At 66.4% G+C, this 15321-nt stretch carries 14 protein-coding genes and 2 pseudogenes; 5 read left to right on the top strand and 11 right to left on the bottom strand.

Going from position 1 to position 15321, the window contains the following annotated elements:
* The first annotated feature begins 153 nt into the window (after positions 1–153).
* The 5 genes from AB0H36_RS05030 (at position 154) to ald (ending at position 6276) form a co-directional block, all read left to right on the top strand.
* On the top strand, positions 154–1134 hold the full coding sequence (locus AB0H36_RS05030; RefSeq protein ID WP_360516840.1) for an ABC transporter ATP-binding protein: 981 nt from the start codon (positions 154–156) through the stop codon (positions 1132–1134).
* Positions 1118–2164 (top strand): dipeptide ABC transporter ATP-binding protein, encoded by a 1047-nt coding sequence (locus AB0H36_RS05025; RefSeq protein WP_360516665.1) that lies wholly within the window; start codon positions 1118–1120, stop codon positions 2162–2164. The genes AB0H36_RS05030 and AB0H36_RS05025 overlap by 17 nt, the downstream gene beginning before the upstream one ends.
* A 102-nt stretch (positions 2165–2266) precedes the next feature.
* A complete protein-coding gene (locus AB0H36_RS05020; protein ID WP_360516662.1) occupies positions 2267–3649 on the top strand; it encodes an MmgE/PrpD family protein in 1383 nt (460 codons plus the stop codon).
* 44 nt (positions 3650–3693) lie between these two features.
* Entirely contained in the window at positions 3694–4941 is a 1248-nt protein-coding gene (locus AB0H36_RS05015) for an FAD-dependent oxidoreductase (protein ID WP_360516659.1), read from the top strand.
* A 243-nt stretch (positions 4942–5184) separates the two neighbouring features.
* On the top strand, positions 5185–6276 hold the full coding sequence (gene ald / locus AB0H36_RS05010; RefSeq protein WP_360516656.1) for an alanine dehydrogenase: 1092 nt from the start codon (positions 5185–5187) through the stop codon (positions 6274–6276).
* 785 nt (positions 6277–7061) lie between these two features.
* Here the strand turns inward: ald and AB0H36_RS05005 are convergent.
* The 11 genes and pseudogenes from AB0H36_RS05005 to AB0H36_RS04955 form a co-directional block, all read right to left on the bottom strand.
* A pseudogene (locus tag AB0H36_RS05005) lies at positions 7062–7283 on the bottom strand (IS3 family transposase); the annotation flags it as partial.
* 43 nt (positions 7284–7326) lie between these two features.
* On the bottom strand, positions 7327–7611 hold the full coding sequence (locus tag AB0H36_RS05000; RefSeq protein WP_360516653.1) for a DUF6262 family protein: 285 nt from the start codon (positions 7609–7611) through the stop codon (positions 7327–7329).
* Positions 7608–9566: a tyrosine-type recombinase/integrase gene (locus tag AB0H36_RS04995; RefSeq protein ID WP_360516650.1), complete on the bottom strand. Its 1959-nt coding sequence runs from the start codon at positions 9564–9566 to the stop codon at positions 7608–7610. Before AB0H36_RS04995 ends, AB0H36_RS05000 begins: the two co-directional genes overlap by 4 nt.
* Positions 9529–10617 (bottom strand): tyrosine-type recombinase/integrase, encoded by a 1089-nt coding sequence (locus AB0H36_RS04990; protein ID WP_360516647.1) that lies wholly within the window; start codon positions 10615–10617, stop codon positions 9529–9531. The genes AB0H36_RS04995 and AB0H36_RS04990 overlap by 38 nt, the downstream gene beginning before the upstream one ends.
* A 100-nt stretch (positions 10618–10717) precedes the next feature.
* Positions 10718–11745, bottom strand: a pseudogene (locus tag AB0H36_RS04985) (IS3 family transposase); the annotation flags it as partial.
* Between the two features lie 32 nt (positions 11746–11777).
* Positions 11778–12314, bottom strand: coding sequence for a site-specific integrase (locus AB0H36_RS04980; protein ID WP_360516644.1), 537 nt, complete (start codon positions 12312–12314; stop codon positions 11778–11780).
* A complete protein-coding gene (locus AB0H36_RS04975) occupies positions 12311–13261 on the bottom strand; it encodes a tyrosine-type recombinase/integrase (RefSeq protein ID WP_360516641.1) in 951 nt (316 codons plus the stop codon). The genes AB0H36_RS04980 and AB0H36_RS04975 overlap by 4 nt, the downstream gene beginning before the upstream one ends.
* On the bottom strand, positions 13258–13944 hold the full coding sequence (locus AB0H36_RS04970; RefSeq protein ID WP_360516638.1) for a site-specific integrase: 687 nt from the start codon (positions 13942–13944) through the stop codon (positions 13258–13260). The genes AB0H36_RS04975 and AB0H36_RS04970 overlap by 4 nt, the downstream gene beginning before the upstream one ends.
* 23 nt (positions 13945–13967) lie before the next feature.
* A complete protein-coding gene (locus tag AB0H36_RS04965) occupies positions 13968–14177 on the bottom strand; it encodes a hypothetical protein (protein ID WP_360516635.1) in 210 nt (69 codons plus the stop codon).
* Between the two features lie 114 nt (positions 14178–14291).
* A complete protein-coding gene (locus AB0H36_RS04960; RefSeq protein WP_360516632.1) occupies positions 14292–14759 on the bottom strand; it encodes an IS3 family transposase in 468 nt (155 codons plus the stop codon).
* On the bottom strand, positions 14756–15067 hold the full coding sequence (locus tag AB0H36_RS04955; protein WP_360516629.1) for a transposase: 312 nt from the start codon (positions 15065–15067) through the stop codon (positions 14756–14758). The genes AB0H36_RS04960 and AB0H36_RS04955 overlap by 4 nt, the downstream gene beginning before the upstream one ends.
* Positions 15068–15321 lie beyond the last annotated feature (254 nt).

Raw genomic sequence — 15321 nt, 5'->3', positions numbered from 1 at the left:
CGACTGCAGATGGCCCAACCGGCTCGTTCTCACTCGACCGGATCGGGAACAACCTCACCCGTTGCTGCTGGTCCGCCAGCCACCGGCACGGTGACACACGACGATTCGACCAGCAGCCCGCGTCCGGACGGCGAACACCGCAGCGGTTCGCCAGTGCTGGAAGTCGATCACCTCAGCGTCGAGTTCGCTGCAAGCAGCGGCGTGGTCCATGCTGTTCGCGACGTCAGCTATTCGATCGGCCGCGGAGAGACGCTGGCCATCCTCGGTGAGTCCGGCTCCGGGAAAAGCGTCAGTGCGCAGGCCGTGATGGGCATCCTCGATTCTCCGCCTGCCCGCATCACCGGCGGAGCCATCCGCCTCGACGGCGAGGACCTGCTCCAGCTGCCTGAGGCTCGGCGACGCCGCCTGCGCGGCGCCGGCGTTTCCATGGTTTTCCAGGACGCGCTGACCGCTCTCAACCCGGTCTTCCCGGTGGGTTGGCAGATCGCTGAGATGTTCCGGGTGCACCGCGGCGTTCGCCGCGCAGAGGCACACCGAAGAGCGGTGCAGCTCCTCGACCGGGTCGGCATCCCGCGCGCAGCCGACCGTGCCGCCGACTATCCCCACCAGTTCTCCGGCGGTATGCGACAACGGGTCATGATCGCGATGGCCCTGGCGCTGGACCCGCAGGTACTCATTGCTGATGAACCGACAACCGCGCTCGACGTCACCGTCCAACTCCAGATCATGACCCTGCTCAAGGACCTGCAGGCAGAAAGATCCATGGCACTGGTGTTGATCACCCACGATCTGGGAGTCGTCGGCCACGTCGCCGACCGTGTTGCGGTTATGTACGCCGGCTCCATCGTGGAGACCGGTCCCACACGTTCGGTGCTGAGCAACCCAGCTCATCCCTACACTAAGGGGCTGATGCGCAGCGTGCCGACGGCATCGGCCAAGGGCGCGAGACTGGAACCCATCGCAGGTTCGCCACCCGACCTTGCGCGCATCCCGTCAGGGTGTGCATTCCATCCGCGCTGCCCTCGAGCCGAGGCGGTGTGCAAAGAGCGAACGCCGATGCTGACGACCGTCGCAGGCGCGCGGCACAGCGCGTGTCACTTCGCCGAGGAGGTCTTGCATGCCCGCACACCGTGACCAGCAGGAACCTATCCTCGAGATCGATCGCTTGGTCAAGCACTACCCTGTCCGCAGAGGTTTGCTGCGGCGTCAGGTCGGTGCGGTGCAGTCGGTTGACGGTGTGTCCCTCCGACTCTTCCCAGGCGAGACCCTCGGCTTAGTCGGAGAGTCTGGATGTGGGAAGTCCACGCTGACGCGTGTGGTCCTCGCCTTGGAGAAGCCCTCGTCGGGCGAGGTCCGCTACCGCGGGAGTGACGTCTTCAAAATGACCCGGCCCGAGCGGCGGCAGTTCCGGCGCGAGGTACAGGTCGTCTTCCAGGACCCCTACGCATCCCTCGACCCCCGCATGACTGTCGACGACATCGTCAGCGAGGGCCTGCGGGCTCATCCCGAGATAGCCGGGAAGTCGGGACACCGCGAACGCGTCAAGGAACTGCTCGAGCGAGTGGGGCTCAACGCTGACCACTCGGGTCGTTATCCCCACGAATTCTCGGGAGGACAACGACAGCGAATCGGCATCGCCCGGGCACTAGCGGTAGAACCACGCGTGCTGCTCTGCGACGAGCCGGTGAGCGCCCTGGACGTGTCGGTCCAGGCCCAGGTGATCAATCTGCTCGAAGATCTGCAGAACGACCTGGGACTTTCCTACCTGTTCATCGCCCACGATCTCTCGGTAGTCCGGCACATCTCCGACCGAGTCGCCGTCATGTACCTCGGACGCATCATCGAGACGGGCACAGACCAAGACATCTACGCGGCCGCTACTCATCCGTATACACAGGCCCTACTCTCGTCCAGCCTCGACGTCGACCGAGCCAGCTCGCAGAACTTCACCCCCATCCTCCTTGGCGGCGAATTGCCAAGTGCTGCCGACCCGCCCACGGGCTGCCGATTCCGGACACGCTGCTGGAAGGCTCGCGATGTCTGCGCTGCAGAAGACCCTCCACTGGTCGACCGCCACGGTCACCCATCGGCCTGTCACTTCGCAGCTGAGCTGCACAACGAAAGTGAACCACGCGACAGCACAAGAGCCCTGGAAAACTCCTGATGCTGGCCCATCCCGCGCAACCTGCCCACACGAGACGCAGCGGACCAGCAAGGCGTCACGCTCGCTGCCAAACCACAGGATTCAACCAAAGGAGCAGACGTAGTGAAGACGTCCCCGACGCCTCACATCGACCAAGTCGTCGACTTCTCCACCCGACTCACCTACGACGACATCCCCGAGCGAGTCACCACCCAGGCAGCCAGGTTGCTGATGGACACAGTTGGCTGCATGTTCGGCGGAGCACAAACAGACCTAGGTCGTCGGGTCGTCGATGCCCTAGTACCGCTCAGCGGCCGAAACGATGCCACGATCGTTGGGACGCCTCACCGGGCTGACCCGGTCACGGCCGCCTTCGCCAACGCCGTCCTCTCTGACGCACTCGATTATGAAGACACTCTCCGGGCGCATCCCAGCGCGGCCGCCATCCCAGCTGCGCTGGCTCTTGCGCAGGCGCGAGAACTCGACGGCCGCCGACTCATCGCCGGGATCGTCGCCGGCTACGAGGTCGGGGTACGCGTGGCGGACGCCATCCAACCAAGCAACGAGCAAAGTCGTCTGGTGCCGTCCAGCTTCTCCTGGATGGCATTCACAGCGGCCGCGACGGCGATAAACATCGCCGGTCTGGACCCACGGCAGGCCCGCCACGCCTTTGGGTACGCCTCCACCGGCAGCCCCCTACCCGTCTGGATCAGTAAGTCGCGGCGCCCGCTGCACGACGTCAAGAACAACTTCGGAGAGCAAACTCGCGCAGGGGTCCTCGCCATCCACATGGCCGAGCGTGGTGTGGAGACTCCCGTGGCCACTCTCGACAGCGATCTCGGGTTCTGGCGGATGGTCGGCTCCGATCGATACCGCCCAGAGTTGCTCGGCGACGGGTTGGGGACGGACTGGCGTATCGAAGAGACCTATTTCAAGGGCTACCCAGCTTGTCATTACCTGCACTCGATGCTCGATGGCCTCACGGAACTCCGCGACCGGCACGCTCTGCAGGCCGACCACATAGCCGAAATCACCATCGGCTCGTTCCGAGAAATGGTCCAGTGGTTCGACGACCCCGAGCCGCAAAGCATCGTCGACGCCGAATTCAGCGCGCCCTACACGGCGGCGATGGTGCTCCAAGGCCGTCGCCCAGGCCCCGACTGGTACGACCGAGCGACGATGACTGACCCGACCGTTCGGTCACTCACCAAGCGAGTAAAGCTGCACGAGGATCCCGAGATGGAGAAGATCTGGCTCGAACGGCACAGTTACGGCAGCCGAGTGCACGTGCGAACCACCGACGGTCGAGAGCTCGACATCGTCAAAGAGGACTGCCGCGGCAGCAGGAAGCATCCAATCGCCGACGTCGAGCTCGCACAGAAATTCCTCGCCATGACGACACCCGTCTTAGGGATCGATGCGGCCGAGCGCCTACGGAATGAGCTACTTAACGCGTCGGAGTGGACCCAGGTCGTCGACCTCGCATCCGCCCACGCATCGAGTTGAGGTTTCCATGCCATGACGGCACCCAAGACACCCCGGCACCGGCCATGATCAGCCCATCAGCATGGCCTCGCCGCAGCTTTGACTGCATAGTGATCGGGCTGGGAGTGGTCGGCGCAAGCGTGACGCGGGAGTTGGCGCGCCAAGGGCTCAGCGTGTTGGCCGTTGACCGCGCACAAGGCGTCGGAGGCGGTTGCTCGTACGCTAATGCCGCAATCTTGGCTCCAAGCCACGTCACGCCGCTCGCGACGCCAGCACTACTGCGGGAAGCCCCCGTCCAGATGGTGCGCCGACCTCCCGCAGTCAGGGTCCGGCCCGATCTACGGCTGCTTCCCTGGCTTGGGCGACTTGCGTCGGCGGCTGGTCGCGCCGATGCCGTGGAGGCCAAGCTGCGAGACCTAGCGTTCGAAAGCACGCAGCTTCATTGTCAGCTGGCCAGCGACGGCCTCAATCCCACACTCCGCAAGACCGGAGCACTTGACGTCTTCATGCAACAACCGCGCCGGCGGCAGACAGCACTCCTGACCGCTGTGGCTCTCAGACAGCGAGAGCCAGCCCTAGCGCGCGTGGTGGCCGGCACCTATGACTCAGAGGAGTGGACGCTCGAGAGCCGTAGCTTCGTAACAAGCATGCTCGCCGACGCCGACGCCGCAGGCGCGGTGACGTCGTTCGGAACGACCGTCGAACGTGTAGTTATACGCTCTGGGCGGGTCGCAGGCGTACAGGTGGACGGCCGAGAAATTCCGGCCAACCATGTCGTCCTGGCCGCAGGTCTCCAATCTGCTGAACTAGCAGCACAAGCAGGGGTCCGCCTCCCATTGCGCGGCGGTCGAGGGCATGTGGTCGATGTCTCGGTCCCCCACCGAGGTCCAAAGATTCCCGTGCGGCTCAAAGAACACCGGATCGTCATCACCCCGCTCGACGACCGAGTGCGGGTTTGCGGAGCCATCGAGTTCGGCAAGGAAACCCGCCCGGTGGACCAGCGGCGCGGGGAGGCCCTCCGCGAGCTCGCCATCAAGGTACTACCGGTGTTGGCAGACTGTCCTGTCGTCGATCGTTGGTCTGGTGAACGTCCCTGTACATGGGACGGCGTGCCCGTCATCGGGATGTCCAACCTAGTGCCCAACCTCGCGGTTGCTACCGGTCACGGCATGTGGGGAATGATCTTGGCGCCCATCACAGGTCGCCTTGTCTCCCAAGCCATAGCTAACAGCTCCCCCACAGAAGACTGGCTCAGCCCCGACAGGTTCACGCCGAAGGCAGCGATGCCCCGGCAATCCGGCTCTTCGGGTTGAAAGTAGTTGAGGGGTGCGTCACGGGCGCCGACACCGTTCGTTTGGTCGTCAGCACATCTGCCGACCCCAGCCCCTGGATGCTTACGGCCGGATTAGTGGACTCGCCGAGAAGAGGACCGCCGCGACAACGGCCAGCCCACTTTGAAGTCCGCTCTTACAACCTCGCGCGGCGCAACGCCACCTAACTCCCCGTTCGGCACCCAACTCACCGATCCCATCACCAGCATCGAAGGACATCCAACTATGCGCATCTCGGCCGTCAAGGAGATCAAGACCAAGGAAGCCCGAGTCGGTCTCACCCCAGCTGGCGTCGCCGTGCTCGTCGCTGACGGTCACAACGTGTTCGTCGAGCACAACGCCGGAACCCTTTCCGGCTTCTCCAACGACGAGTACGAGCGAGCCGGTGCCAAGCTCGTCGACCAGGCCGAGGCCTGGGCCAACGCCGAACTCCTGGTCAAGGTCAAGGAGCCCGTCTCCGCCGAGTACGGTTTTCTGCGCGACGACCTCACGTTGTTCGCCTATCTCCACCTCGCGGCAGACCGCCCGCTCACCGAAGCGCTCCTCAACACTAAGACCCTCGGGATCGCCTACGAGACCGTCCAGGACCACACTGGCCTGCCGCTGCTCACCCCCATGAGCGAGATCGCCGGCCGGCTCGCCGCCCACGCCGCAGCCACCTACCTCGCCGCCCCCGAAGGTGGCCCGGGCCGCCTCGTCGGCGGATCGCCCGGCGTCGTCCCATGCCGCGTGGTAGTCATCGGCGGCGGTGTCGTCGGCACCCAGGCCGCCCTCCTTGCCCTGGGCATGCAGGCCGAGGTCACCGTCGTGGACACCTCCGCGACAAGGATCCGCGAGCTCGGCAACCTGCTCGACGGCCGCGCCCGCGTCGTCATGAGCGACCCCGCCACCCTCGCCCGCGAACTCATCGGGGCCGACGTCGTCATCGGCGCCGTCCTGGTCCCCGGCCAGGCCGCACCGAAGGTCGTCTCCCGCACCGACCTCGCTCTGCTCCCCGAAGGTGCCCTGCTCATCGACGTAGCGATCGATCAGGGCGGCTGCTTCGAAACCTCACGACCCACCACCTACGCCAACCCCACGTACGAAATCGACGGAATCCGCCACTACTGCGTCGCAAACATGCCCGGCGGTGTCCCGCAGACCTCCACCCGGGCGCTGACGAACGCGACCTTCCCGTACCTGCGACGCCTCGCCAAACTCGGCCCCGCGGATGCTCTCGCCGCAGACCCAGCCCTAGCGCTTGGTCTGAACACTCAAAATGGCCTCATCATGCACAAGGGAGTCGCCGATGCCCTCCCCGATCTGCCAAATGCCTGACCCGAGACAAGCAACCGAGATGCCATCAACAATGCGGCCCGATGCTGAACTCACCTCGTCGTCCAACCGACCAGTCTCCAGAATGACCGTGCAGCAGACCCGGACGCTCGTGCTGGCTCGTGTATTCGCTCACCGGACCGATACGCCTGACATGGCGCACGCTGCGACAAGAGGTTCGACGATTGAACAGCGATCCTCAACGCAACACATCTCCAGTCCGAGCTCTCGTGACTCGCCGAAGCGTGGGGCGAGGTCCCGGAAGCCTGCGAACTTGCCGAGTCAGTGACAACAGATCCGCCGACATCTGTCCGCTGCTCCCGGTGAGGAATCCTCACAGTGGCGCCTTACTCACCTCTTTACGCACCTCAATCACCGCGAGAGGATGGTCAGCGATGAGAACAAGTGCGCAGCCCAGAGTCGATGAATCCCTTACCAGGAAGAGATTTCGCTCGCCATCGGCAACCAACGCTCATCCTTCGCTGGAAATCAGCGGTTCCGGGATTCGATACAGGCGACAGTGATGAGCCCGGGCCGCTGCGGCTCTTCCAGGGCGTCCTATCCCCCCGGAGATGTCACTCGTCCGTGGCCGGGGGTTCACGCGGGACTACGACTGACTGGAACGGCATGCCTTGGTCGTGAGCGTGCAGCGAAACTCAGTGGCCGGGCTCGCGCGAGATGTCCGCTTCCGAGAGGGGCGACCAGCCACTGACCGACGGCACTCGGTGTCAGTCGGTAGAGGGGTGGGGTTGACCCGGTTCGGCGGACAGGGTTGGTGTGGGGTTGGTTCACGCTACCTGTTCGTGGGTGGTGGCGTGGGTTGCTTCGAAGGTGGCGGGGCTGAGGTAGCCGAGGGTGGAGTGGCGTCGGCGGGTGTTGTACCAGCCCTCGATGTAGTCGAAGATCGCGCTGGTGGCGGCCTTGCGGGTCGGCCAGGTACGGCGGTGGATCAGTTCGGTCTTCACGGTGGCGAAGAAGGACTCGGCGACGGCGTTGTCCCAGCATTATCCGGCTAATCGGGGTTCTGCTGGGCAATTGACCGGTTAACGGGAGTCAGTTGCGGAGTCGGCGGAGTTGTTCTTCGTGGCTGCGGACTTGTTGGGCGAGGGTGTTGACTGCGGCGCGGAGCGTGGCGATCTCGTCGGTGATCGAGGTGATCGGTCCGTCTGGGGCGTGCTTGTGGTGTTCGACGATGGCGCGTAGTGCCGTGTTGCGGTAGAGCGTGGAGCGGCTGATCCCGGTGGCGGTGGCGATCGCGGTGAAGGTGATGGGTCGTCCGTCGCGGGCCAGGTCTGTGCAGGCACGCTCGACCTTGTTCAGGGTGTGGCTGGTGGTCATCCGGCGGTGGCCTTCGTGTCGGCGATCAGGGCGTCGAGGCGGGCGATGAGCTTGTGGTGGCGGTCGGCCTCGTCGATCCATCCTCGTTGTTCGGCGTCTCGGGCGAGCGCTTCGGCATCGACGCGTTGGGCGGCGAGGATCGGCAGGGATGACGGGTCGGCGCGGTAGCTGGGGCAGTGTTCGCAGATGTTGGCGTAGCTGCAGGCGCCCTGGGCGGGGGCGCGCAGGCAGAAGCCGCCGGCCATGCGTGACTTCAGCAGTGGTGTGGTGCGCCAGTCCTTGCCGCCGGTGATGTCGGCCAGCGGCAGCTGCACTCTTCCGGCCGGGCTGTTGCCGTCAGGCGGCGGCAACGTTTGCCGTTTGGCAAGTTCCAGGGCGCGTTCGTATTCGGTGCGGACGGTGGAGTCGAACAGCCGGCCGTAGCGCAGGCTCATCTCGGCGCTGACGTGGCCGAGCAGCGCCATCAGGGCTTGCAGGGACACTCCGGCGTTGACCAGGGCGGTCGCGTAGGTGTGCCGCAGTTGGTGGGAGGTGACGTGGTCCAGGCCCGCGGCGTGGGCAGCGTGGTCGAGTTCGCGGCGGACGCCCTGCTGGGTCAGCCTTCGCCCGAGGTAGGTGAACAGGAACTGCGCGGGGCGCCGGTAGCGCGGGTGCGGCATCGGTCGGCCGTGGGAGCGGATCTGGGTGATCCGGTCGATCAGGTCGAGGGTCTCGGTGTCGAGCGGGACCATCCGCTCGGTGTCCATCTTGCCGAGGGGAACCTTGAGCCAGGTGCCGTTGCCGTCGATCTCGTGCACGCAGCCCAGTTCCAGGTCGAGCAGCTCACCGATTCGCAGCCCGCAGGCCCGCTGCAGGCGCAGCGCCAGCGCGGCGAGTTCGTTGTCGGGATGCTCGGTCAGCGCAGCGGTCAGGCGCCGGTCAGCGTCGATGGGCAGGTAGCGCGGCAGGACCTGCGGGAGCTTGGGGATGTCGTCACGGAAGATCACCTTCCTGGGTGGGGCGTCGTCCCAGCCCCACTCGGTGACGTCGGTCAGGAATGTGGTCACGGCCATCACGCGCCGGTTGCGGTCGCCGATGCTGATCGGCTGCCCGTCCTTCTCGCTGACGATGTCGAGCAGCGAGGCCAGCCAGGGTTCGATGTGCCGGCGCCGGTCCAGGTTTCTGACGCTGGTCAGGTCGGGATCAAGGCTGGTCAGGAAGACCCCGAAGTGCTTGAGCCGGGTCGCCATCGCCGAGACGGTCTTGGCGCGACAGGTTGCCTTCTTGCGTTCCAGATAGCCGATCAGCTCGGCCCGGATCGGCGCGGCGACCTGCGCGAGGCGCTCGTCCAGCGGGACCGGGCCACCGGATCGGGGCAGCGAGTCGAGGATACCGAGATGGAACAGGACGGTCTGGGTGTTGCTGATCGCCGACAGGTAGTGGCGGTGGCTGGTCCCGGTGCGACGGGTGCGCTCGCGACAGGCTGCCGCGAGCCCGTCCAGGTCCTCTTGGAGCAATTCCTCGATCCGACGACCGGTCTGGATCAGCAACCGCACGGGGACCTGCGAACCGGTGCCCAGACGGACCCGCATCGTGAACCCGAGGCTCTCCGCAGCGTTCAGGAAACGGTCGACCTCGGCCTGCAGCGGGCCGCCTTCGATCTCCCGCCAGACCGAGGACAGCTTGCGTTCCAGCAGGTAGTCATACCCAGGGCGCAGACCCTGGTGGAGCATCAGGAACGTGATCAACGGGCGAGTCGACTGGTGCTCGGCCAACCGGTCCTGCAACGGCTGGGCGGCCCAGGCCTGCGGGTCAGGCCAGCGGCGCAGGAACCTGCGCGCGGACCGCTCGTAGGACGCGTTGCCGCGCCCCGTTGCCTCCAGCCGCTCGAGGTAGGCGGCCAACAGGTCCTCGCCGCGCAGGCGGGGCTCTGGGGCATCAACGGTTCTGGGCGCGGAGACGTTCGCGTGCTGCATCGAACTCGGCTTTCACGTGGGCCGGAGCAAGATGGACATACCGCGCGGTGGTGTCGACGTGCGCGTGCCCGAGCAGCGCCTGCATCACCGCGAGATCGACCCCGGCCTCTGCCAAGACGGTGCCGAACGTGTGCCGCAGCGCGTGCGGGTGCCCGCCCGTCACGCCCGTCAGATCCCGGTGGTAGCGGAAGATCGTGCGCAGCCCGGCCGGAGTCAAGCCCTGCCCGCGATGCGGGCCCTTGGCAACGAGGACGAGCCGGTCAGAGGTCGACTCGGGGCGTTCGGCGAGCAGATACACGTCGATCACCGAGGCGACGTCCGCGTCCAGCGGGACCCGTCGCTGCTTGGCGCCCTTGCCGGTGACCGTGACCCACCGGCCACCGATGTCGACATCCTTGACGTCCAGGCCAAGGACCTCACACGACCGCAGGCCGCACCACAGCATCAGCCCGGCGATCGCCCGGTCGCGCCACGTGCGCAGGCTCCCGACCAACTCGGCGGCCTCCGGCCCCGACAACGCGACCGGCAGCATCTTCGGTTCACGCAACCGCAACGCCGAACGGGGCTTGCGCCGCCGGGTCGTATGCGCGAGCAACCCAGATCGCTCCCCAGACACCGTCCAGCGCGCCTCCCGCCCCCGCGGCACCGGGTTCTTCGCATCCGGGGACCGCAGCCCGGCGAACGTGAACAGCCCGGAGATCGCCGCCAGCCGGCGGTTGATCGTCGTAGCCGCATACCGATCCACCCGCTGGCCGGTCATCGCGACCACGTTCGGGCCCGGCCGGCCCGGGACGGTCGCCTCCCGACAGGCCTTCAGATAGTCGAGCAAGACGCTGGTCGTCACCGCCTCCAGGTCGAGGTCCCGCTCGGTCAGCCAGCGGCAGAACGCGAGCAGGTCGTACCCGTAAGCCCGCACCGTCGCAGACGAGTAGTTCCGGTCCAGCAGATGGCCCAGATAGTCATCGACCAGCCCGAAACGCGCAGCCACTCCACCGGCGAGCACCCAGCCCTCACCGCGTTCCTCGAGCCGCAGCGCGGCCCTGGCGTCCATGAGCAACACATGTAGCACCACCGACCCACGCCACCACCGCAGCCACCAAACCACGGCGTGTCGCTGACCAGCAGGAACACCGTGATTAGCCGGTTAAGAGGGAGTCGCCGACGGTGCCGATCGACGGAGCCAGGCCGTGCAGTTGCAGGGTCTCGGTGAGGTGCACAGATGTATACTGAGATCCGGCGTCGGAGTGGTGAATCGCCTTGTTTTGCAGGGGATTTCCCTGCCTGGCGCGGAACACCGCGGCCTGGGAGATAGCTCGTTCGACGAAAGCAGTGTGCTTGGACCTCGAGCACTCCCAGCCGGTGATCAGCCCGGCGTAGGCGTCGATCACGAACGCCGTGTAGGCGAACGTACCGCCGGCCAGGCGCACGTAGGTGAAGTCGGCGACCAGCAACCGGTTCGGTGCCTCGACGGCGAACTGCCTGTTGACCAGGTCCGGCGCCCGGTCCGCGGACGGATCGCTGATGGTGGTGCGGACCTTCTTGCGCCGGGTCACACCCCGCCAGCCGTGGGCGCGCATCAACCGCTCCACGGTGCACCGTGCGACCTGGATGCCTTCGCGGTTGAGGTGAGCCCAGATCTTCACCGCCCCGTACAGCGACTCCGGCGACCGCCGGCCGTCGGGACCGGGCTCGTAGTACCCGGCCAGGATCTCGGTCATCGCCAGCTCCCACAAGGCGCGTTTCGACGGCGCCCGAGCGGCCCAGGCGTAGTAGGTTCTCGGGGCAATCTGGCAGCCGTGCGCACTCAGCGCACGGCAGATCGAAGCGACCCCGAACCGAGCCTTGTACTCGGTGATGAACCGGCAAATCAGCGCTGTCGCGGGTCGCTCTCCCGCACGAAGAAACTCGTCGCCGCCTTGAGGATCTCGATCGTCTGTTCCAGCTCGGCGTTCTTGCGCTTCAGCTCCCGGTTCTCCCGCGCCATCTGCGAGCTCACACCGTCGACCTCACCGGCATCGACCGCCGCCTGACGAACCCACCGGCGCAGCGTCTCCGGCGTCATCCCCAACCGACCCGCGACCGTAGTGATCGCCTCCCACTCACTGGCGTAATCACCTCGGTGCTCGGTCACCAACCGGACCGCCCTCGCCCGCGTCTGCTCGTCGTACTTCCTCGGCATGAATGCCACCTTCCCAACGAAGGAGGTGCGCATCAAACCCGGGGTGGTTCACCGACCTTGATGGCGGTGATCTCCGAGACCCGGGCGCCGGTGTTGTAGAGGGTGGCGAGCATGACGGCGTCGCGGTGACCGCTGTAGGTGCTGCGGTCGGGCGCGGCGAGGACCGCGGTGATCTGGTCGCGGGTGAGGTAGCCGAGTATCGGCTGGTCGAACCGTTTGGCCGGGATCGCCAGCACGCGTTGGGCGATCGGCAGCGATGCTGGGTCACGGAGTTGGGCGTAGCACATGAACGAGTGGATCGCGGCCAGGCGGGCGTTGCGGGTGCGGGTGCTGTTACCGCGCTCGGTTTCGAGATAGTCGAGGAAGTCCAGCACGAGCGGGGCGTCGATGTCGTTCAGTTCCAGCGCAGATGCTGGCGTGCCGGTGCGCTGCTCGATGAAGCTGAACAGCAGCCCGAACGCGTCGCGGTAGCTTTCGATGGTCCGAGCGCTGGCGCCGCGCTGGTCGATCAGACGGCGCAGGAAGAAGTCCTGCACAAGCTGTGCGAAGCTGATCTGCGGCGGTCTCATGACACACCTGCCGCATCGGTGCGGGTGAAGGCTTCGAACCGGTCGGCGATGATGCTCATCAGCTCCGGCACGGCAGACAGGTACCAGTACAGGTCGCGCACCTCCACGTGGCCGAGATAGGTCGCCAGCGCGCTGATCTTGGCATCGACGTCGACACCGTCGGCGTGCCAGGTCTGGATGCGGCGGACGACCATCCGATGCCGCAGATCATGAATACGTGGCGCGTGGGTGCGTCCGTGGGCGCTCCAGCCCAGCCGCTCGCGCAGCACCGTGAATGCGTGGTGTGCGGCGTTGTAGCCGATGCGGTCGCTGCGGTCGGTGCGGAAGAACGCCTGGTCATCGCCCGGCCGGCCGTGCAGACGTCGGCGGTGATCGGCGTAGTCTCGTAGCGGCCCGACCGCGCTCGGGTGCAGCGGCACCAGCCGCGTCCGGCCGCGTTTGCCGGTCACAGTGAGGACCCCGGCGTCCAGGTCGACGCCGCCGCAGGACAGTGCCAACGCTTCGGGGATCCGCAGCCCGGTGCAGGCCAGCAGGACGAACAACACGGCGTAGCAGTGCGGCCGCAGCCCGCCCACCGGGGCCAGCCCGGCCGCGGCCTGGATAAGATCGGCGATCTCGTCGTCGGAGTAGATATGCGGAGGCGAGCGGTGCCCGGTAGGGCCGAGCAGCCCAGGCGGCGGAACCTGCGTGGCGCCGTCGCGGGCGGTGAGGTGACGCAGAAACCCACGCACGGTGGTCAGCCGCCGGGCCGGGTTGCACGGATCGGCCGAGCGGGTCGCGCACGCCCAGTCCAGGCTCGCTTCCAGCGGGATCGGCCCGTCATGGCCGCGTTGGTCCAGGTATCGGGCAAACGAGCGCAGCATGCGTTCCTGGGTGGGTGAGCGGTATCCCAGGCCACGGCGCAGCTCGATGTAGTCCGCGACGAGCACGCCGACACGCCCGCTCACGACGTCACCGGCCAGGGCAGCGCGACCTCGCGCAAGGCCACAACATCCACCGCCGCGTAGATCCGGGTGGTGGCCAACATCCGGTGCCCGAAGACGTCGGCGATCTCGTGCAGGCTCGCCCCGTGATCCAGCAGCTGCGTGGCCAGCGAGTGCCGCAGCAGGTTCGCCCCGCCCGCCGGCGCGGCCACACCCGCGCGCCGCAGCGCGTTGTCGACCGCCCGGCCGACGATGCTGTCGCTGATCGGCGCACCCGGGCGAAGGCGATGCAGCACGAACACCTCTCGCACGTGCGTGTCCGGACGCGCGTGCTGCAGGTAGTCGGCCAGCGCCGAGCCCACCTCGTCCGGTAATGGAAGCAGCGCGCCGTGGCCGGTCTTCCGGGCGCGTATCCGCACCGTCGCGTTACGCCAGTCGATGTCCTCCAGCCGTAGCTGCACGACCTCGCTGGTTCTCAGTCCCAGCCGCGCGCTGCACAAGATGATCGCCCGGTCACGCAGCCCACGCGGTGAACTCGCCTCCAACGAGGCGATCAGCCGCTCGAACTCATCCGGGCCCAAATGCCGGACCAGACCCGTCCGGCGACGTGGCACCATCGGGACCACGTTCACCAACTGGTCGTCGCACAGGCCCTCGACATACAGAAAGCCGAAGAACGACCGCAACGCTGACGCGGCCAGCTCCACCGTCCCCGCCCTATAGCGATATGTCAGCTCACCGACGAACTCCCCACCTCACGCGGGCCAATCTCCGTCCCCGTCCCAGCAGCGCCGACGAGCACGGCCTGCAAGAACGCCCGCACATGCTCGACATAGTTGCGCCGCGTCCCCGCGCACACGCCGCGGACGCGGCCCAGATACTCATCGAACGCTACAAGCGGATCCTCTAGCCTCCGTCGATCGACCGTCACGCTGATCATCAGCCGCTCCTTGCCTCCCGAACTGATCGGACACAAGAAGCATCACGGTTATGTGCAGCAACAACGAGCGCCCACGAACGCAAGACACCAGCTCAGCGCCAGGACCGAACGCGTTCACCCAGCCGGACTGCACATAACGACGGACTGAGCCGAATAGGTTATGTCGCCACACCATCGAGTGTCCAGCGCGGCCAGCTGGTCGGGATCGACCGCGAAGTCGCGGCCGATCAGGTCCGGGCGGTCCGCGGCGTCCGGGTCAGTGATCGTGGTCTTCTTCCACCGTCGCGGCACGTGCCCGTGGCGCCCGGCGGCCCGCATCAGCCGGGCCACGCGTTTGCGAGAGCACCGCTCGCCTCGAGCCCGCAGCTCGTGGTGGACCCGCGGCGAGCCGTAGGTCTGGGTCGACTCGTCGTGGATCTCGATGATCTTGCCGGTCAGCTCGGCGTCGCGCCGCTCGCGCATCGAGGGGACATTGGCGCGGTGGGCGTAGTAGGCGGAACGGGAGACCTTCAGCAACTCACACGCCCGCTTCAGGCTGTGGTCGCCCGCCTTCTCCGCCTCGATGAACGAATAGCAGTTCACCGGGTCTCCTTCACGAAGAAAGCCGTGGCACGCTTGAGGATCTCGACATCCTCACGCAGCCGGCGGTTCTCCCGCCGCAACTGCGCGAGCTCGTCCTTCTCACTCGAGGTCAACCCGTCGCTGCGGGTGCCGGCGTCGCGCTCGGCCTGTCTCAGCCACGCCCGGACCGCGGTCTCGGTCAGATCAAAGTCCTTCGCAACCTGACCAACCGACCGATCGCCGCGCTGACACAGCTCGACAATCTCGGCCTTGAACTCAGACGTGAACGAACGACGAGGCCGCGGCTTCTTCTTGCCCATGGACTCCATGATGTACACCCTTCCGGAGCACGAGCTCCTGATCTCGGATGTCCGTCAAAACGGGTCAGGCCCAGGGGAGGCGAGGCCTCGGCACGTGGACACTCATCGTTTAGCTCATTTAATTGAACGGGAATCACTGGTCAACGTCGCGATCTTGCGACAACCGAATTTTCATGTTTCCGCAGGTCACGCGCATCTTCGGCAACCGCTGAGAGGACACGGCAGTCCTGGCCCGGTAAAGCGGTGGTTAGGGGTTCGAATCC

This window comes from Kribbella sp. NPDC050820, assembly GCF_040653975.1.
In the GTDB taxonomy this organism is placed as follows: domain Bacteria; phylum Actinomycetota; class Actinomycetes; order Propionibacteriales; family Kribbellaceae; genus Kribbella.
The sequence above is the reverse complement of the archived record's forward strand: the minus strand, read 5'-3'. Positions and strand labels throughout refer to the sequence as shown.